This window comes from Psychrobacter sp. CX90 (assembly GCF_057396305.2).
Map to the genome: position 1 here is coordinate 2,834,141 of NZ_CM182008.1, position 20,387 is coordinate 2,854,527.

The 20,387-nt window shown below is 39.8% G+C and carries 16 protein-coding genes; 12 read left to right on the forward strand and 4 right to left on the reverse strand.

All coding sequences use genetic code 11. The annotated features are described in order from the left end of the window. Window positions 1-25 precede the first annotated feature (25 nt). The 4 genes from dprA (at window position 26) to AC2SLN_RS11305 (ending at window position 3,601) form a co-directional block, all read left to right on the forward strand. Window positions 26-1,360, forward strand: a complete 1,335-nt coding sequence (dprA, locus tag AC2SLN_RS11290; RefSeq protein ID WP_486549386.1) for a DNA-processing protein DprA — start codon at window positions 26-28, stop codon at window positions 1,358-1,360. A gap of 113 nt (window positions 1,361-1,473) precedes the next feature. Continuing rightward, window positions 1,474-2,118, forward strand: a complete 645-nt coding sequence (locus AC2SLN_RS11295; protein ID WP_486549385.1) for an L-threonylcarbamoyladenylate synthase — start codon at window positions 1,474-1,476, stop codon at window positions 2,116-2,118. 194 nt (window positions 2,119-2,312) lie between these two features. After that, the gene (locus AC2SLN_RS11300; RefSeq protein WP_495057336.1) at window positions 2,313-2,510 is read left to right on the forward strand and encodes a hypothetical protein; all 198 of its coding nucleotides are present in this window, start codon (window positions 2,313-2,315) and stop codon (window positions 2,508-2,510) included. 116 nt (window positions 2,511-2,626) lie between these two features. Next, the gene (locus tag AC2SLN_RS11305) at window positions 2,627-3,601 is read left to right on the forward strand and encodes a TIGR01777 family oxidoreductase (protein ID WP_486549384.1); all 975 of its coding nucleotides are present in this window, start codon (window positions 2,627-2,629) and stop codon (window positions 3,599-3,601) included. 163 nt (window positions 3,602-3,764) lie between these two features. Here the strand turns inward: AC2SLN_RS11305 and AC2SLN_RS11310 are convergent, their stop codons facing one another. Then, on the reverse strand, window positions 3,765-5,144 hold the full coding sequence (locus AC2SLN_RS11310) for an efflux RND transporter periplasmic adaptor subunit (RefSeq protein WP_486549383.1): 1,380 nt from the start codon (window positions 5,142-5,144) through the stop codon (window positions 3,765-3,767). Window positions 5,145-5,519: 375 nt separating this feature from the next. Here AC2SLN_RS11310 and grpE point away from each other — a divergent pair, with 375 nt between their 5' ends. Next, window positions 5,520-6,125, forward strand: a complete 606-nt coding sequence (gene grpE, locus AC2SLN_RS11315) for a nucleotide exchange factor GrpE (RefSeq protein WP_486549382.1) — start codon at window positions 5,520-5,522, stop codon at window positions 6,123-6,125. A 264-nt stretch (window positions 6,126-6,389) separates the two neighbouring features. Continuing rightward, complete coding sequence (gene dnaK / locus AC2SLN_RS11320) at window positions 6,390-8,330, forward strand: molecular chaperone DnaK (protein WP_486549381.1); 1,941 nt, start codon at window positions 6,390-6,392, stop codon at window positions 8,328-8,330. Between the two features lie 256 nt (window positions 8,331-8,586). Here the strand turns inward: dnaK and AC2SLN_RS11325 are convergent, their stop codons facing one another. Beyond that, window positions 8,587-9,438: a methyltransferase domain-containing protein gene (locus AC2SLN_RS11325; RefSeq protein ID WP_486549380.1), complete on the reverse strand. Its 852-nt coding sequence runs from the start codon at window positions 9,436-9,438 to the stop codon at window positions 8,587-8,589. A gap of 324 nt (window positions 9,439-9,762) precedes the next feature. After that, window positions 9,763-10,980: an 8-amino-7-oxononanoate synthase gene (locus AC2SLN_RS11330; protein ID WP_486549379.1), complete on the reverse strand. Its 1,218-nt coding sequence runs from the start codon at window positions 10,978-10,980 to the stop codon at window positions 9,763-9,765. Between the two features lie 310 nt (window positions 10,981-11,290). Between AC2SLN_RS11330 and AC2SLN_RS11335 the strand changes: the two genes are divergently transcribed. From AC2SLN_RS11335 to AC2SLN_RS11360, 6 genes are all read left to right on the forward strand, one after another. Next, complete coding sequence (locus AC2SLN_RS11335) at window positions 11,291-11,872, forward strand: porin family protein (RefSeq protein WP_486549378.1); 582 nt, start codon at window positions 11,291-11,293, stop codon at window positions 11,870-11,872. A gap of 367 nt (window positions 11,873-12,239) precedes the next feature. After that, window positions 12,240-12,791, forward strand: coding sequence for a porin family protein (locus AC2SLN_RS11340; protein WP_486549377.1), 552 nt, complete (start codon window positions 12,240-12,242; stop codon window positions 12,789-12,791). A 171-nt stretch (window positions 12,792-12,962) separates the two neighbouring features. After that, window positions 12,963-13,442: an NfeD family protein gene (locus AC2SLN_RS11345; protein ID WP_486549497.1), complete on the forward strand. Its 480-nt coding sequence runs from the start codon at window positions 12,963-12,965 to the stop codon at window positions 13,440-13,442. A 73-nt stretch (window positions 13,443-13,515) separates the two neighbouring features. Next, the gene (locus AC2SLN_RS11350) at window positions 13,516-14,370 is read left to right on the forward strand and encodes an SPFH domain-containing protein (protein ID WP_486530718.1); all 855 of its coding nucleotides are present in this window, start codon (window positions 13,516-13,518) and stop codon (window positions 14,368-14,370) included. A 521-nt stretch (window positions 14,371-14,891) separates the two neighbouring features. After that, complete coding sequence (locus AC2SLN_RS11355) at window positions 14,892-16,550, forward strand: alpha-keto acid decarboxylase family protein (protein WP_486549376.1); 1,659 nt, start codon at window positions 14,892-14,894, stop codon at window positions 16,548-16,550. 295 nt (window positions 16,551-16,845) lie between these two features. Then, window positions 16,846-18,507 (forward strand): alpha-keto acid decarboxylase family protein, encoded by a 1,662-nt coding sequence (locus AC2SLN_RS11360; protein WP_486549375.1) that lies wholly within the window; start codon window positions 16,846-16,848, stop codon window positions 18,505-18,507. A 121-nt stretch (window positions 18,508-18,628) separates the two neighbouring features. Here the strand turns inward: AC2SLN_RS11360 and hemN are convergent, their stop codons facing one another. Continuing rightward, entirely contained in the window at window positions 18,629-20,215 is a 1,587-nt protein-coding gene (gene hemN / locus AC2SLN_RS11365; RefSeq protein ID WP_486549374.1) for an oxygen-independent coproporphyrinogen III oxidase, read from the reverse strand. Window positions 20,216-20,387: the final 172 nt, after the last annotated feature.

The window sequence follows — 20,387 nt, forward strand, 5'->3', positions numbered from 1 at the left end:
GGTTAACCATGCTTTGGATATTAATATGAGTTTAAATGTATCGAATTTGATACCAGAGCAGCGCGCAACGTTACTACTATGGCAGCGAGTTAACACCTCGCTATCTGCCTTTTACAAGTTACTTAAGCATTATCAGTCAGCAGGTATCGCCCTGCAAAAATCCGCTGGTGATTGGGCCATGCTTAGTATTCATGCCAAACACATTAGTAGGCATACCGAGGCTAATGATGTGACAGATAAGGCGTTTATACAGGCAATAGAGCAGCAGATTCGCGCCGACCATTATAATCTATTGTTTTTGGATGATGAGGCTTATCCAAATCAATTGAAACAACTGTTTGATCCTCCACCAGTGTTGTTTTATCGGGGCAATGTAAGCCGTTTGGCTCAAGCGCAAATCGCTATGGTTGGTAGTCGAAAACCCTCAACGGCAGCACAAAAAATTACCTTCGACATGGCACAATATCTTGCACAAGCGGGTTATGTGATTACCAGCGGCCTAGCACAAGGTGTCGATGCTCAGTCTCATTTGGGTGCCTTATCCCAGCAGCCAGATCAAGTGGGCCGTACAGTTGGGGTCATGGGTACAGGTATCGATGTGTGTTATCCAAAGCAACATCAGGTGCTGTTTGATAGAATTATTAATGAAGGCGGGTGTATTATATCGGAGTTGCTGCCTGGTACTCCGCCTAATAAACATACTTTTCCAAGGCGAAATCGTATTGTAGCAGGGCTGAGTTTGGGTACTATTGTCACAGAAGCCGCCGTAAAAAGCGGTTCGTTGATTACAGCGAGGCTAACCTCGGAGCAAGGCAAACAGGTATTTGCGATACCTAGCAGTATAGATAACGTCAATGCTCAAGGGTGTCTTTATTTGATTCGTGAAGGAGCGACACTGATTTACCATCCTGACCATGTTATTAGTGACCTAGCCACTCAGTTCAGCACGCCTGTAGGTCAATCTTTAAACTCTATTCAATCGCAAGATTCCAACTCTATTCAATCACAAGAACAGGAAGAACCGATTGCAAAACCCTCACTATTTGTAAATCGTGAGTTATTAGGTTCTAATGAGGAAGATAGTGTTAAATTAGTTAAAACCGTTCAATTTGAACCAAGTCCAACCAATATCTCAAATGGTCATAAACCTAATAGACAATCCACTCCCTCGGTCAATCCTGTCATTGATATCCCCGAGCACTTGCAGTCTGTTTGTGTTCATGTTAATTGGGATGGTCAAGATTTAGATGCGCTCGTTAACAAAACTGGTTTAGATACTCCCTCTTTATTAAGTCAGCTTATGGAGCTGGAGTTATTGGGCGTTATTGTTCAAGTAAGTGGGCGTTATAAAAGAGCTTAAATAGAAGTCACTTTGCCTGTATTCCTGACAACACACTATCACTACTAATACAGGGTCTTTAAAAAAAGACGACCCTCTATCTGCTCTATAATAGTCATTCGAAGTACCAAACTATGAATTCTAAACCCTCACAGATAACTCACAATACCCAGCAAGCAGTCCAATGGTTACATCAAGGAAAACTGCTAGCTTACCCGACAGAAAGTGTTTGGGGTATCGGTTGTGATCCTTTTAATGAAGTGTCAGTTCGGCACATTTTGGCCATTAAAGATAGACCTATTGAGAAAGGGATGATTGTGGTTACTGACAGTATCGATCGTATTAAACCTTTGTTGCTAAATTTACCTGAAGCCAGCCTTCAGTCAGTAATAGATAGTTGGCAACAGTATGATAGTGATGATTCTCTGTCGAAACGCCAAGCACATACTTGGTTACTGCCCTTGCCAAAAACAGATTTGGATACTGATGCTCTTATGAGTATTCCGAGTTGGATTACTGGCAATCATGAATCAGTTGCGGTTCGTGTTATTTCACATCCTTTAGTCCGTGAGCTTTGCAAGAAGATGGTAAGCGAGAATAATCCTTATGGATTTATAGTTTCAACCAGCTGCAACCCTTCAGGTAAAACGCCTGCCACTACTTTTAAACAAGCGTATAATTATTTTGAAGAGGATATTTGTTATCTTCAAGGAGAAACGCTGGGATATACCTTACCGAGTCAGATAAGAGATGCTGTTTCTGGATTAGCCATCAGGTAAATCTATGCACTTTTCATCTGCCTTAGTTTTACCTTATCTCTTCTTAATACTATCATGGTGGTTTGCTTTGCCGTCATTGTATGTCTTTTTCTGAAGACCTATTGCCAAGTTTTGACTACTTGATCTATACAGTTTTTGTTCAAATTGCGGTTTATCATTTAATAGTGATGATGTGAGCCAATGCTACTGTTGGTATGATTGCTGTTTGGGGAGTCCATCACTTGTTTCCAGTAATACCAAACAATCATTTACCAAACATTAATTTACCAAAATTGGCACAGCGCTTTGACTTAGCATTCCCTTACCTAAGTGACAAGCGAATTGTGCCTGGCAAACAAAGAGCGATGGTTTCTATAGCGATGGCCTCTATAAATGACCTTTATAAAAAGTAGCTTGAAAAACTTGAAACCGTTTGGCAATAAGTATGAGCACAAAACTTGTCCTATACATGGGCTATGCGCATAACTAAATAAAGTGATAATAGTTGTTTTAAAACCAAGGAATAATGATGAATATTTTAATTAGCGGTGGTTCAGGGTTTTTAGGCAAAGCGTTAAGTGAGTGGGTACACAAAAACGTTAAGCAAACCGTAAATATCACATGGTTAAGCCGTGATACGTCACAGTCGCACCCTGATTACATAAAAATGATGAGTTATGAAGAGTTACAACTCACTCAGCAACATTATGATGTCATTATCAATCTTGCAGGTGCTGGAATTGCTGACCAAAGGTGGAGCGATGAGCGTAAGCGCATATTATACGAAAGCCGTTTAAAACCTACCCAGTCAATTATCGACTATATTGCCAGAGTCAATAGTAAACCAAAGCTACTGCTAAGCGGTTCGGCAATTGGCTGGTACGGGGCACAGGGCAGCAAACCACTTGATGAAAGCAGCCCGCATGTAGCAAATAGCGAACATGCAGAAAGTGACGATGAAGATTTTGCCTACCAATTGTGTGAGCGATGGGAAAAAGAAGCAACCGGTGCCCAGAGCTTGGGAGTTAACGTCGCCCTGCTACGAACAGGGGTCGTTATTCATCCAGAGGGTGGAATGATAGAGCGTTTGCTTACCCCATTTAAGATGGGTGCTGGCGGAAAGCTAGGAGACGGTCAGCAAATTATGAGTTGGATAAGCCGAGAAGACTGGATACGAGCCACATGGTTTATCATCTCACATCATTTGGGTCAATCAGGAGATAAAGACTCGCAAATTAGCGGTAAGTCACCAAACAAACCAGCGCTGTATAACTTAACCGCACCAAATCCTGTTACCAATGCTGAGTTTACAAAAGCGCTAGGGCTCTGGCTTAATCGTCCAACTTTTATGACCCTACCTGAGTTTGTTTTAAAAACAATGTTTGGTGAGATGTCCACTTTACTTGTAGATGGCCAAAAAGTACTGCCCAAAGCTTTGTTAGGTCTTGGCTTTGAGTTTAATCAGCCTACATTAATGCAGGCACTGGAAGATCAAAATTCATAGACTCTTAAAAGTTAAAGTTTCACGTGAAACAGTGCTCATATTGAAGATGGTTTCATATCTATAGACAACGAATGACGGAATTTTTCCATCTGAGATATGGCTTTTATCTTTACATCGTCCACCCTTTAAATAAAGATAATTTCTATTGTTCACAACGCCCTATTTAATCAATTGATATTTTTTTACCATCAGAGTCTTTTGGTAGGTCTGCTAAACATACTAGGCTGTCGTTATTAACCCCGTGCACTAAAAAATGATCAGACTCTGGAAAGTACTTGACGACCTCAACAGGTGTGTAAGCAAGCGTTTGGTTTTGTAGAATGACCCACACAAAGCCGTGAATGGGGCTAGTGGGTCTAGTGTGCTTACCGTTTAGCTCGCTCAAGTCTGCTTCAAAAATTGCGCTACGCGGCATACGAACGCCAAGCTGAACTTGACCATATTCAATAGTCATAGTGGCACGCATACCTGCTTTTAGAAGGGATTCATTTTTAGTGTCTGGAATAACGGGGGCTCTGACCATTAAATGCTCTTGTTCAGGGTAAGGGGTAATATGACTAATCTGTCCAGTAAATTCACGATTCACATCATAAATTGTAAAATTAACCGTTTGTCCGACAGACAATTGAGGTTCCGCTGAAAGGGGTAGTTTACCAACAAGCTGCAAATGACGTGTGTCGGCAACGCGCATAAACGGTTCGTTAGCGGGAATACTGCTGGTTATATTGTCATCAATCTTATTATCTATCATTTCAAGGTGGGTTACCTCTCCTTCTAAGGGAGATTTAAATATGAGAGTAACCGGTAGCAGGGTATTATCAGCTATAGCCTTTTCTTCTGTATTTTTAGTTGATATTGGCTGCTCTTGATCGGTAATCCGGTTTAATTGTTTGGTAAGGGTCGATGATTCCGTTTTATGTTTGATAACGTCAACCGTGTTTTGTATAGCAGACTCTGTTGATTCAAAGGTATCTCTTAAGTTACTTGAATGGCTTGGTTTATTTGTATTTTCAGAAGCTGCTTGCTTAGGAGCATTCTTATTAGAAGGGTTGTCATTAGAAATCTTGGTATTAGAGTATATGGAGCTAATGTCTGAAGCCTGCTGTTCGTCACTTTTATTGTTTTTATTGTTATTCACTTCAATATCCAAAAACTCAAAGTTAGCTTTTTCAATATCTTTTGCGCTCATCATACTCTGCATTCGAGCAATGACTTGATTTTTTTTAACCTTATCCCCTTCTCTCACTAAGTATTCAGGGCTATTAGCATGATAAGGTGAGCTTATTTTCATAATATCTACAGGAATTAGGGCCCCTTCTAAGTTAAAACTAGGCTGATAGCGTTCAGGGTTGTTGGTACGAATTAACGATTTATCAATAATAATCTCATCGTGATGAATCTGGACTTTAGGTGCCAGATTTGAATCATTGCAACCGATTATTAGAATAGAAGCAGCGAAAGAGATAACGGCTGCCAGTATCAATCTATACCTTAAAAAGGGTATAGAAGTTGAGCTTTGGTTTTTTATTATATGGGAGGCCATCTTAGCGGTTATCCTATTTGTTATTAGCTTTTTTATGAGTGACGACAATACGCAGTCTTAACAATGCTAACGCTGAAGGTATCAGTCAGGACAGTCAAATTAACAAAAGTGATTGTGTTAAGTTTGTGCCTAAAGCTTGAAATTTTAGTGTACGACCTTTATCAAGCTGTTAGCATTGAAGAAAATAACAAAGAAGTGTGTCTTAACAGTACAGATATTTTATAGATCAATTGGTATTTGCGAATATAGAACATGCCCCCATATAAATATAAGTAAGTATAATTGTACGTTAATTTAACGCTTTTTTGGTAGCATCCCTATATATAAACTTTGTACATCAACCAAGCCCGCTAATAAGGCTGTTTAGGAGACATTATGAGTAATGATAATCAGAATGATGAAACTACATCTGCTACCCATGATGCAGAGCAAGCAACTAGCACTGTATTAGAGCAAACGATGAAGGAGTTTGACCCAGCAAATAATGATGGCGAAAACGAAGTGATACACAGTGAATTTGATTTAAAAGTGTATGAAGATCGTATTGCAGAACTAGAAGGTGAAGTTAAAGCGGCTAAAGAAGGTCAAGCTCGTGCGAACGCGGATGCTTACAATGCACAAAAGCGTATGGAGCAAGAGACAGAAAAAAGCCGCAAATTTGCTCTGCAAAAATTTATCAAAGAGCTATTAGAAGTCGTCGATAATTTAGAGCGTGCCATTGTGAGCGTTGAAAATGATGACGATGCTGATGACGCTATTATGGAAGGGGTTAAATTGACCCATAAAACATTTTTATCAGTATTAAGTAAACAGGGTGTGGAAGTGGTTAATCCTGATAATGATAAGTTTAACCCTGAGTTTCATGAAGCAGTTGGTATTGATCCAGATGCTCCAGCAGACACAGTGGGTGAGGTATTGCAAAAAGGATATACACTAAATGGTCGCCTATTGCGCCCTGCTATGGTTAAAGTAGGTCAATAAATAACGTAAACCAGCCTTTGATGTCTATCAAAACATAAAAAGTAAGTTTTTTAGACGTCTGTATGGATAGGGCATACAAAAATTCACATTAAAAATGAGTTTCTAGCAGAATTTAGCTTGAAAAACTGACCAACTAAACCGATATAAATATACAAGAAGCGAGACTTATTAAAAAGTTAATCTATTTTTAGATTAATAACTATTGCAAAGTCATCGCTAGTATTGAAACAAACCTTAATAATAAAACTTTCGGAGCTTTATAATATGGCTAAAACAATTGGTATTGATTTAGGTACAACAAACTCTTGCGTAGCAGTAATGGAAGGTGACAGCGTTAAAGTCATTGAAAATTCTGAAGGGACTCGCACGACACCATCAATCATTGCATATAAAGATGGTGAGACACTCGTTGGTCAATCTGCTAAGCGTCAGGCAGTGACAAATCCTCATAACACCTTATTTGCTATTAAACGTCTTATTGGGCGTCGTTTTGATGACAAAGTGGTGCAAAAAGATATCGGCATGGTTCCTTATAAAATTGTCAAAGCGGACAATGGTGATGCTTGGGTAGAAGTAAATGGTAAGAAAATGGCGCCCCCACAAATCTCTGCAGAAGTTCTACAGAAGATGAAAAAGACGGCCGAGGATTATTTAGGCGAGAAAGTAACTGATGCGGTTGTTACTGTTCCTGCTTATTTTAATGATTCACAGCGTCAAGCAACTAAAGATGCTGGTAAAATTGCTGGCCTTAATGTTAAGCGTATTATCAATGAACCAACCGCTGCTGCCCTTGCTTATGGTATGGATAAAAAGCAAGGCGACCGTACTATTGCTGTATATGACTTAGGTGGTGGTACATTTGACGTATCAATCATTGAAATTGCTGACGTTGATGGCGAGCAACAGTTTGAGGTATTGTCTACTAATGGTGATACATTCTTAGGTGGTGAAGATTTTGACTTAGCTTTAATTGACTATTTAGTTGACGAGTTCAAAAAAGAACAAGATTTCAACTTAAAAGGTGATGCGTTAGCAATGCAGCGTCTTAAAGAAGCGGCGGAAAAAGCTAAAATTGAGCTATCAAGTGCCCAAAGTACAGATGTGAACTTGCCTTATATCACAGCAGATGCCACTGGTCCTAAGCATTTAGTAGTTACTATTAGTCGCTCTAAGCTTGAAGCCCTGACTGAAGACTTAGTAAAACGCACCATTGCCCCTTGCAAAATGGCATTAGAAGATGCCGGTCTTAAGGCCAGTGAAATCGATGATGTCATCTTAGTTGGTGGTCAGACTCGTATGCCTTTAGTACAAAAAACAGTAGAAGACTTCTTTGGTCAAGAGCCTCGTAAAGATGTGAACCCAGATGAAGCGGTAGCCGTTGGTGCAGCAATTCAAGGTGCTGTACTATCTGGTGACAAGACTGACGTACTATTGCTTGACGTAACACCATTAACGCTTGGTATCGAAACCATGGGCGGTGTAATGACGGGTATTATTGAGAAAAACACTATGATTCCGACCAAGAAATCACAGGTATTCTCAACCGCTGAAGACAACCAGCCTGCGGTAACTATTAAAGTGTTCCAAGGTGAGCGTAAAGTAGCTGCACAAAACAAGCTACTTGGCGAATTCAATCTAACCGATATTCCGCCAGCACCACGTGGTATGCCACAAATCGAAGTTACTTTTGACATTAATGCTGATGGTATCATGAATATTTCAGCAAAAGACAAGGGTACGGGTAAAGAGCAAAGCATCCAAATTAAAGCAGACTCTGGTTTGACGGATGAAGAGATCGAACAAATGGTACAAGATGCCGAAGCGAATGCGGCAGAAGATGAGAAATTTGCTGCTCTTGCTCAAGTTCGTAACGAAGCAGATGGCCGTATCCATGCTGTTCAAAAAGCTCTTAAAGAAGCAGAAGATAAAGTAACGGACGAAGAGAAGTCTACCGTTGAAGCTGCTATTTCTGAACTAGAGCTTGCAGCGAAGGAAGATGATCATGATGACATCAAAGCGAAACTTGAAGCATTAGACAACGCCTTCCTGCCAATCAGCCAGAAAATTTATGCTGCTGGAGCGGAAGGTGGCGCAGAAGGTGTGGATCCAAGCCAGTTCCAGCAGGCTGATGGCGCTGATGCAAAAGCCGATGATGATGTTGTTGATGCAGAGTTTACCGAAGTTAATGAAGACGACAAGAAATAAGGATGCTTTTCTCAAAAATTAATTAGCATTGTCAAACTCGCTTAGCGTACTATTTTTAGTATTTGAGCTTGTTTGCTAATCTACTATAATTCTTGGATTTGGCATTGATATTAGTCTTTATGTAACATTATGAGTATAGTTCTCATCATTAAAAAGACCGCACTGTAGAGTGCGGTCTTTTTGTTGTTAATCAGGCTTTTAGGCATAAGTAATTGATAAAACAGCTGGCCAAGTAACAAAACTGTTTAGGTGTGCTTTAGGCTTTGAAAGCGTTAATAATAAGGACACTGTAGGTTAAAGTAACACAACGCTTACCGGCTGTATTGACCGTTGAGAAATTTTGCCAATACGATGTTTCAAACGCTTTTAGTTTTGATTTTGTCCACATAAACGGTTGTGGTTCATTAGTTGGTGTCAATGATGATGACATTTGAGCTTGATTGGTGGATACACCCGTTAGTTTCATGTGTTTTAGGACATCGTAAGGACTGGGAAACTGTAGATCGTATTGATATGTCTCTAAAGATATGCATTTGTAGGCTAAATTTTCTAAGGCATGCTGCCAGTCAGAATTCGAGGGATAGGTTAATCCTTGCCCTGTTAGCGTCTTGATTTGCAAAAAATTATCGGGTGTAAAGGTGTTAAATAATAACTGGCCAGCAGGCGCTAATCTTTTGTACGACTGTTCAACAAAGCGTAGCGGATTATCAAACCATTGTATCGCATTTGCACTGATAATAAGGCTATGTTTAGTGTTATTATTTACACTCAAGGGTATTGTTTCGGCATCACCAATAGCCAAGTTGGCATTGGGTAAAATAGACATCAATACCTCTGCTTGACTCTCACATAGCTCATTAATTAGCCAATGTTTACTTGTGATGTTTTCAGCAAGCAAACGGGTCAGCTGTCCCCTCCCTGCTCCCACCTCTAATACGCTATCTTGATTGTCTGCTACAATTTTGTCACATAGCTGTTGGCAAATTTTCTGCTGTATACGAGCATGCTGATTGTAATGACTTGCACGAGAAAAATGTTTAGCAATGATTTGCTTTCTCGGGCTTAAATTAGCTGAATTAGGAGTACTTAGAAGGTCGTTATTATCCATAACTAGGGTCATGTCCTGTTAGATAGGGATTTATAAATGAGCGCTTATACATAAGTAGACTTTATATGTTTATTGATCATATTGCTATTTACATTACAGTGAGAGGCGTTTTAAATAGATTAGGCTTGCTAACGATTGCTGTAGCAGATTTAATAAATCAACTGCTGTTTACGCTCATTTGCTTGTAACCATTTTAGACTAAGTAGAGGTTTAGACTAAGTGGAGGATTATATAAGGGTTTAAAATATAAGGATATAAGGTCTGTAGATATAAAGTCATCGTAAGTATTATTGAGCTTTGTCTATATATTGAACGGTAAGCTAACTACAGATGCCTTATTAGGCGCTCACAGTCGTCAGTAGTTAGCCTTGCATTCATTACCAGTCTAATGCGCGCCGTATTCACAGGTACCGTTGGTGGCCTAATTGGAAGGGCATAAAATCCAGCCTTTTGTAATTGTTCTGCTTTGGCCACGGCACTGGCATTATCGCCTACTATATACGGTATGATGGGAGAGTGGTATGAAGTGCAAGACGGATTAATGCTTTGGTTAACTTTAAGAGATATCTTTGATAAATAATCGCGCAGGGGATTAAGTTCAGGCATTTTTGCCAAAATAAAACGGGTCCAGCTATGGTTGATGGGGGGGAGCGATGTGCTAAAAATAAACGAACGGGTTTGGTTAATCAGCCATTCTCTGACATCTGCATCGCAAAATATATACGCCCCCATCGACGCAAAAGCCTTACCAAATGTACCAATCAAATAGTCAATATTTGCCAATGTTCCTGTTGCCTCTGCCAGCCCTAGCCCATTACGTCCAAGTACGCCAACGGCATGTGCTTCATCAACATATAATTCAATGCGTGAATCCATTGCTTTAAGATTTACTAAAGTAAGTAGGTCAGCACGATCCCCATCCATACTAAATATGCTTTCAGTAACAATAATAATGCGTTCAACTTGCGCATCCGTGCGTTCAATCAATGAGGCTAATTGGTTATAATCGTTATGCCTGTATCTCTTAAAAGTACAATGCTTGCTTTGGCTTAAGCGGATACCATCGATAATACTGGCATGCACCAGCTTATCAGCCAATATAACCGTATTAATAGGTAGCACTGTCAGGGCTGGCAATAAGCCTATATTAGCATGATAACCACTGTTCATTACTAGAGCAGATTTGCTGAACACAGATTGTTCAAATGTCCCATTTGCTAGTTGATACCACTCTTCTAATTCTGTTTCTAGTGCCTGTAGCTGATAGTCATTGCCTGTCAACAGGCGTGAGGAAGTGGAACCCATTTTTGGTAGGTGTGAGTGGGTTTGTGAACAAGATTGCAGATGTTCAATAAATTCCGCTTGTAGCTGAGGGTCGCCACCTAACCCAAGATAATCATTACTAGCAATATTCAGCAAAGTGGTGTTGTTCGTTTTAACATGTCGCCCCTTATGTTTAAGCGCCGGCAACTGACGATATTGCTGATGGTGTTTGAGAGCCAGTAGTGCTTCTTTTAAATGTATTTGGGTAGGGCTAACCATTATTAACTCAATCCTTTAATCAATCTTTTTTATCCAAAGCCTATTTAGATAAAATAAAACAACTTTAATTGTATCCGAAGTATGGCAAAAAACAGTAATTGTAACAAATAGTTTCATAACTAGGGTTTTGTAACAGCGGCCATAATAACTACTTGCAAAAATTAACCTCGGAGCTATTAAACACCGACAGAAAAAAATAATTCTTTTGATATTATGTCGTTATCGATAGCAAGCACACTTTTTATTTCCACTTATTTGAAAGCTTGTATCGCAACTGTCTATTTAATAGACATATTATTAGGAGAAACATATGAACACTCTACAAAAAACTTTAATGGTTCTAACTGCAAGTTCACTAATGACCGCTGGTGCCCAAGCAGCTGTGAACTATGGCAACATGTCAGCACAGCCATATATCGGAGCTAAGGTTGGTCAGTATGACTTAGATGACGCTGATGAAAAAGCAACATCTTATGGTCTTTATGGTGGTGCTAAATTTACCCCAAATTTTGGTGTTGAAGCTGAATATTTAACCACCGGTGATGAAGACTTTAAAACAGGAACCTTAACTAAGTCTGAGTACAATGGCGAAGTATATGGTTTATATGGTACTTATGACTATGCAATTCCGAATACTGGTGGTTTGTATGCTAAAGGTCGTTTAGGTGTTGCTAAAAATGAAGTAGAGATTGAGTCTAAGGTAGCAAATAGTAAGGTAAATAGTTTAAGCAAATCTGAGACAGGGATTGCGGGTGGTTTAGGATTGGGTTATAACATTGCACCTAACGCAGCTGTTGAAGTTGCCTATGACTGGTATCCTACTGTAGATGATGTAAATGGTAAAGACTTAGATGCTACTGGTATTACTCTAGGTGCTAACTTTAAATTCTAAATCCGTTTAGCGTCAGTTAAAATAATGATGTATTAAAATACTATAAAACGATCGCTTTAGCGGTCGTTTTTTTATGATATTTACAGACATATTTTGCAAAAATCACATCATATTAAATAAAAGACAACAAGTAATATTGAAATATTTTGTTACTATAGTTTTAAGGTTCTTATTTGCAAGATACTTTGGCTAAAGGCTAAAGGCTAAAGGCTAAAGGCTTAGATTTAAGGGCTAGGCTGATATGATTAGCTAATTTAGGTTCAAGCATAAAACTTAAGCCTCAGCGTTTAGTAATGTACTGACATGTTTTCACTGATTAAATAAGCATTTTTAGCTTACTTTATAAACACTTCAATAGGAGAAGATAATGACAATCTTTCAAAAAACGTTAATGGGTTTAGCTGTGGGCTCTCTTTTAAGCGTTGGAGCACAAGCAGCTGTTAACTTAAACTTTGCTGGACAGCCCTATATTGGGGTAAAAGCAGGACAAGTTGACGTAGATATCGATAATGCTAGTACAGATAAGGCTACTACTTTTGGTGTATACGGTGGCTATAACTTTGATCCCTACTTTGGTGTTGAGCTTGAATATTTAACCTCAAATGATGAGGATGCTACTCTTGGCGGCGTAAAAGGCGAGTATGATATGTCTACTTTTGGTGCATATGGTACCTATCGTTATCCTCTGCCAGTTAATGGTCTATATGCTAAAGGTAAATTAGGAATTGCTAAAACGGATATTGATGCGTCTGCAGGTAGAAACGGCAGATCGCTAAGCTCAAGCTCCGATGAAACAAGTTTTGCTGGTGGTCTCGGTTTAGGCTTTGATGTTTCGCCAAACCTCAGTGTTGAAGGTGAATACTCTATGTTAGGTAGTGATGCGGACTTGATGTCAATTGGTGCCCATGTTAAGTTTTAATGAGTCATTTTAATATTGGTCAGTGTTAATTGGTCAGTATTAAATGGCTAAAACGATCGCTTAGGCGGTCGTTTTTTTATTTACACTTATAATATATGTAAATAGTAAGAAGAACCTTTTAAAGTGATATGATAAATAGGATTCTGAGTATAAAAATAGGGAAAGGATAACATCATGTTTGCAATAGAACCTTGGCATTGGTTAGTACTCGGTGTGATATTAATGATCTCTGAGATGTTTTTGACCACGTTTGCTACGTTATGGTTTGGTGTTGCTGCAGTAATGATTGCTTTATTAGCGTGGCTATTACCAATATCTGAAGTAGTACAAATTGTTTTGTGGTTGGTATTTTCCATTATTATGGTAATAGCGTGGTTTAAATATATTAAACCGTTATCTGTAGATCGAACCAAAGCGGGATTAGGTGGAAGCATTATCATTGGCGAAGTAGGTATGATAACTGTGAAGCCATTACCTAATCGTGTTGGAACGGTACGTTTTAGCGTTCCTATAGTCGGTGCAACAGAGTGGATGTGTCGTACTCGTGGTAGCGTAGTAGAGGTGGGCGATAGAGTAGAGGTTATAGATATTGCAGGCAATGAGTTAATTGTTGAGCTGCTTAATTCGTCTACTAAGATGAATGAGGTGTAATCTGTTGTTTATCAGGTTATAGTAAAGTTTAAATAGAAATGAAATAAAAATATTATAAATAGGGAGAATTTGGGTGAATAGTTTTAGTATTGTATTGATTGCATTAGTAGCGCTGGTTGTTTTTACCATTTTTAAAGGGGTAAGGATTGTACCGCAAGGGTATAAGTGGATTGTACAGCGTCTTGGTAAATATCAGCAAACGCTAGAGCCAGGGTTAAATATCATTATTCCTTACGTTGATGATGTGGCTTATAAGTTAACCACTAAAGATATTGTTCTAGATATCCCTTCGCAGGAAGTAATTACACGAGATAACGTGGTTATCATTGCCAATGCAGTTGCGTATATCAGCATTACTCAACCAGAAAAAGCAGTGTATGGTATCGAGGACTACGAATATGGTATTCGCAATTTAGTCCAAACTTCCCTGCGTTCAATTATTGGTGAGATGGATTTGGACAGTGCTTTGTCAAGTCGAGACCAAATTAAAGCGCATCTTAAACAAGCCATTTCAGAAGATATTGCTGATTGGGGAATTACCCTTAAAACGGTTGAAATTCAGGATATTAACCCCTCTCAAACTATGCAGGCTTCGATGGAAGAACAAGCAGCGGCAGAGCGCTTACGTCGTGCTACGGTTACTCGTGCAGATGGTCAAAAACAGGCGGCTATTCTAGAGGCAGATGGCCGCTTAGAAGCTTCTCGTCGCGATGCTGAAGCTCAAGTGGTATTGGCTAAAGGGTCTGAAGAGTCAATACGACTTATTACTAGTGCAATGGGGGAGGAGGAGATGCCTGTGGTTTATTTACTAGGTGAGCAGTACATTAAAGCGATGCGAGAGTTAGCAGAGTCAGATAATGCCAAAACGGTTGTATTACCCGCTGATATTATAAATACAGTAAAAGGTATGGTGGGTAATAAACTCTAGAGTTAATAAAGTTGAATTTATTGATGAGAAATTTGTATTAGGTCCTCTTAAAGTCCTAACTTGATAAAAGTTATTCTAAACCCAACCTGTTGATAAGGATGTGATGGTTTAATGGGTAGACGCTTTATTAATGGCTGCCCATTAAACCATGTGTTTGAATAACTTTAATAAGTGATGTATACACTTTTTCTACCATTGATTACATTTTAATTGTTTTTAATCATTCCATTTAATTATTAAATATAATTTGAGATTCGCCTATCTATCTTATGGTTATCGCAGACTTATGGTTATCTCAAACACAAATCATAAGAGTGTTATGGTAATAATTAATAATAGGTTTTGTATCCGTTACTTCCCGACTCTCTCATTTTAGAATGACTACTTTTGAGAGCCGTATCTATAAGAGATGGCAATAAACCTTTTCTAAAGGCTGCTATCTTTCTTCGTTTAAACCTACAAAACTTTACGAGCACAAAAACTTTTAACTATAAAATCTAATAAATTATAGGAATATTATGATGAGCAAAGATAATTATACTATTGCAGATTACTTATTTGACCGTATAGCTGAAGTGGGTGCCACAGAAATATTTGGGGTGCCAGGGGATTATAACTTATTGTTTCTAGATAATATTATTGAGTCTGATAAGCTACGCTGGGTAGGTAATACAAACGAGTTAAATGCAGGTTATGCCGCTGACGGATATGCACGGGAACGTGGATTTGCTGCTATGGTAACGACATTTGGGGTAGGCGAGTTATCTGCCTTAAATGCAATAGCTGGCTCGTATGCTGAATATGCACCGGTATTACATATTGCGGGTGCACCAAAGTTGAATTACCAAGAAAGAAAGCTAATTCTGCATCATAGCTTAGGTGAAGGCGAATTTGATGACTTTATGGCGATGAGTGAGCCTGTAAGTGTGGCGCAAGCTTTAATTACCCCTAAAAATGCTGCTTCACAGATTGATCATGTCATCTGCCAAGTGATTAAGAAGCAGCGTCCAGGTTATCTGGTACTACCAGCTGATGTTGCTCAAATGCCTATTTATCGCCCGACTACTAAACTGAATCTGGAAAGAGATAATGTGACCAGCCAAGAGGCTTTAGCTAACTTTAAGCAAGCATTGAGTGAACATATTAATGGAAAAGAAACCACATTGTTTGTAGACGCCATTGTCAAACGCTTAGGGTTACAAGCAGAATTGAAAGCACTGGTAGCGGATACGAAAATCCCTTATGCAACTCAGTCGTGGGGTAAGACACTGCTTAATGAAGATAATGACCGCTGGGCAGGTGTATATTACGGAGGATTATCGCATCCAGTGGTTAAGGATGCTGTCGAAAATGCAGAGTGTTTAATTATTGTGGGTGTGACATTTACGGACACAACTAGCTCGGGCTTTAGTCATAAAATTGAGCAAGATAGGACGGTAGATATCCGTGAGGAAGGCTCAGTGATAGGCGGTAAGACATTTGCACCTATCAGCATGAAAGATGCGCTGCAAGCTTTACATGAGGTGCTAACCTCAGGGATTAATGTCATTCCTAAACCGCTAAAAGGCAGGATTGAGGCGCATAAGCAGGTAGGTAAAGATGACGAGCCATTGTTACAAGATGATTTGTGGCATATAGTGACAGACAGCTTAGATAATACCAGTTTAGTATTTGCTGAGCAGGGAACAGCTTACACGGGTATGGGTCCAATTCGCTTGCCTGAAGGCGTAACCTTTCACGGCCAACCGCTTTGGGGCTCCATCGGTTATACCTTACCAGCCAGTTTAGGTGCAGGCCTTGCTTCACCCTCTAAAAGAACCACTTTATTAATTGGTGATGGTTCTGCGCTTTTAACCATTCAAGACATTGCTGTCATGTTGCGTGAAAAACTAAACCCAATCATTCTGCTCGTAAACAATGCGGGTTACACCATAGAACGCGCCATTCATGGGGAGGATGAGCTTTATAATGATATTCCGAAATGTGATTGGCAATTAATGCCTAGAGCATTTGGCGCAAATGATGATAATTGTTTAATGCTAACCGCTAAGACACCTAGTGAACTTAAGTCTGCCTTAACAAAAGCACATGATACTCAAGATAAGATGGTATTCATTGAAGTGTTTACTGCTAAAATGGATATGCCGCCGTTATTAGAAAAGATGGCTGCATTATTTTAGAGCGTTAGGATGTATGAATACGTTTAGGTCTAACGAGTGTTAAATTTTAGACTCCTTTAGCTATCAAGACCCCACAAACTGTAAAGCGTTGTGGGGTCTTTTTACTGGAGATTGGCGGTACATCAAGATTGTCTTCAATTATTAAATTTAAAGTTATGGATTATTTTTGTTTAATTACTTTTTTTATGTTTGTTGATAACTTTTTGTTTTAAGTTATCGTTTTAATGTATTATGACTGAGTAGATTTTCTACCAATACATTCACTATCACCGTAATGGATTATGAGGCAGTAAATATGGAAGATAGAAGCTATACGATTGCGGACTATTTATTTGAACGCGTAGCAGAAGCAGGCGCTACCGAAATATTTGGTGTGCCAGGGGACTACAACCTAACTTTTTTAGATAACGTGATTGCTTCAGATAAGCTGCGCTGGGTAGGTAATACCAATGAGCTAAATGCAGGATATGCTGCCGACGGTTATGCGCGTGAACGTCGCTTTGCTGCCATGGTAACCACCTTCGGGGTGGGAGAATTGTCTGCCATTAATGCGACGGCAGGCTCCTATGCAGAATATGCACCGGTTCTGCATATTGTTGGTGCGCCTGCCACCAAACATATTGAAGGTCAGCGCCGTGTACATCACAGCTTAGGTGATGGGGTATTTAATCACTTTATAAAAATGGTCGAAGCGGTAACGGTTGCACGCGCTGAAATCACGCCTGAAAATGCAGCATCTGAGATAGATAGAGTCATTCGTTTGGTATTAAAAAAGCAGCGCCCAGGCTATTTACTGTTATCACCAGATGTGGCAAAAATGCCGATTTACCCGCCTACCACGCAGTTAAAAGACAGCGAAGAAGATATTACCAGTCAATCAGCTCTCGAAGACTTTAAAACAGCATTGATGGGCTATATTGAAGGCAAAGAGACGACATTGATCGCTGATTTAATGGTGCATCGTTTGGGTCTGCAAACGCAGCTGAGAGCCTTAATAGCGGATACCAATATTCCTTACGCGACGCTTTCATGGGGTAAAACACTGCTTGATGAACAAAGTGAACGTTGGGCGGGTGTGTACGTCGGTAAGCCATCGCAAAAAGTGGTTAAAGATGCGGTTGAAAACGCAGAATGTCTTATCAAAATCGGCGTTAATTACACCGATACGACGACGGCTGGATTTACTCAAAATATTGAAACCTCTCGTGTGGTCGATATTCATCAAGAGCGTGCTACAGTCGCCGGTAAAACTTTTGCGCCGATCGCCATGAAAGATGCGCTACGAGTGCTACATGACGTGTTGACTTCAGGCATAAACATTGTGCCTAAACAGTTAGTGGGCAAAGTGGATTCGTTTAAACAACAAGGTAGTGATGATGCTCAGTTATTACAAAAAGATTTGTGGCATATCATTGCTGAACGGTTACACGAAAATAATATAGTATTTGCTGACCAAGGCACATCGTATTTTGGTATGAGCGAAGTTCGTTTGCCAGAGGGTGTTACTTTTTATGGACAGCCACTTTGGGGATCAATCGGCTATACGTTACCAGCAAGTTTGGGAGCAGCAGTTGCCGCACCGCACAAACGTGGCGTACTACTCATTGGTGATGGGTCAGCTTTATTAACCATTCAAGATATTGCTGTCATGTTCCGTGAAAAGATAAATCCGGTTATCGTCATTGTGAATAATAATGGCTACACGGTTGAGCGTGCCATTCACGGAGAAGAGCAACCGTATAATGATATTCCAACATGCGACTGGCCATCACTATTTAAAGGTTTTGGGGGCACGGAGCACAACTGCTTAATGCTAAAAGCAAGCACGCCAGCACAGTTGAAATCAGCTTTGGATGATGCAAAAGATAATCAAGATAAGCTGGTGTTTTTAGAGGTTATGACCGAGGTAATGGACATACCGCCGTTATTAAAAGCCGTTACCGATTCATTAAAGTAACTAACATTAAGGTAACTAGCATTAAAATAACCAGTTTTAAAGTAATGAGCCTTACCTGTTTAACAATAAAAAACCGACTTTTAAGTCGGTTTTTATTGTGTAATAAGTCATTAAAAGGGGTTTAAATAACTTTAGAGAAACGGCCTTTTTCTTTACTGGATAAATAGGTATCAAACACCATTGCCACATTACGGGCAAGCAAGCGTCCTTTAGGTAGGATGCGAATACCCGCCACATCCATATCAATGAGCTTGTCTTGTTGCATCTCTCCCAATTGCTCAATTTCAGTAATGAAATAAGGAATAGCATCAATACCAAACTTTTGATTTAAGTCTTTGAAGTCAATATAGTCGTGACATAGCAAATTAGAGATGACATACCCACGCAACCGATCCTGAATGGTCGTTTTAATGTACTTAACCGCAGGCAATTTTACTGCATCAATGGTCGCTTGATAGGCATCAATATCGGTGTCATTTTGCAACATATGGCTTGCAGAGTTGCCCTTATTGGCATACAGGGTGCTATTGATTTGGCTAATAGATGACACGCCAAAACCTAGCAAATCACAATCGCCAAGTATCGTATAGCCTTGGAAGTTTCGATGCAATTTGCCCTCACGTTGGGCGATAGCCAACTCGTCATCAGGCTTTGCAAAGTGATCGATACCAATATACTGATAGCCTGCATTGCTTAACGTTTTGATGGTATCACTAAACATATCCAGCTTCTGGGCAGAGCTGGGTAAGTCGGCGTCTTTTATTTGGCGCTGTGCTTTGAAGCGAGAGGGAAGATGAGCATAGTTAAAAATAGATAGTCGATCGGGCGACATCTCAATAATTCGAGATACGGTATGCGCAAAGGTGGCAGGGGTTTGATGGGGAAGACCGTAGATTAAATCAATGTTAATTGAACGATAGCCAAGCGCGCGGGCTTCCTGCATAACTCTGCGGATCAGGGATTCTGACTGTACACGGTTTACCGCAATTTGCACTTTATCTTCTAAATCCTGTACCCCAAAGCTGACACGATTGAAGCCTAATTGTCTTAGTGTTTTTAAAGTTGAATCACTAAGCTCACGTGGGTCAATTTCTATTGAATAGTCGCCAAACTCTGTGCTTGTATCAGATGAAGGGATATCATTAGTTGTGGTTGGCGCAAACTCAAATTGGGTTTGTAAAAACTCCCACAATTCAACCAACTCATCATCACTGAAAAACGTTGGTGTCCCTCCACCCAAATGTAGCTGTTTCACATAGGGTTTTTTGCCAGCTTCAGGTGAGCTTAACAGCGCACGTTTCTGCTTAATTTCACGCTTTAAATAATCAAGGTAATCGCCTGCATCACTGTTCTTTTTAGTAATGATTTTATTACAAGCACAGTAGTAGCAAAGGTGACGGCAAAAAGGAATATGAAAATACAAAGACAGTGGAGTATTCGGGTCACGAGAAGTTAAGACGTCTAGTTCTACTCCAGACTGAATGGGTTTAAATTCAAGCGCAGTTGGGTACGAGGTGTAGCGTGGCCCTGAGCGGTTGTATTTATGGATAAGCGTTTCATCGTACACAAGTGGTGGCATGGTAGATGTGGCGTCGTCAAACTGTTTTTTAGCATACGGGTTTGGTGGCGAAAAATCAGGGCGCTGCGTCGTAGGTGGTAAGTCTGCTTGATCGGTAAAAAGAGAAGAGGGTTTTTGTGGTGTGGTCATAGGGCTAGCCCTTATCGGTTAGCTGACGTGTGTCGGCTTAAGGTTTTCTTTTAGTGTTGTTTGACGAGAGAGTTTTAAAGCAATGACGCTCTTTGTGTTTGATTATAGCAAATCAAACGTGATTTATATCTTCTAACGTCATCGTAACGGATAAATACAGGTTATAAAGTCT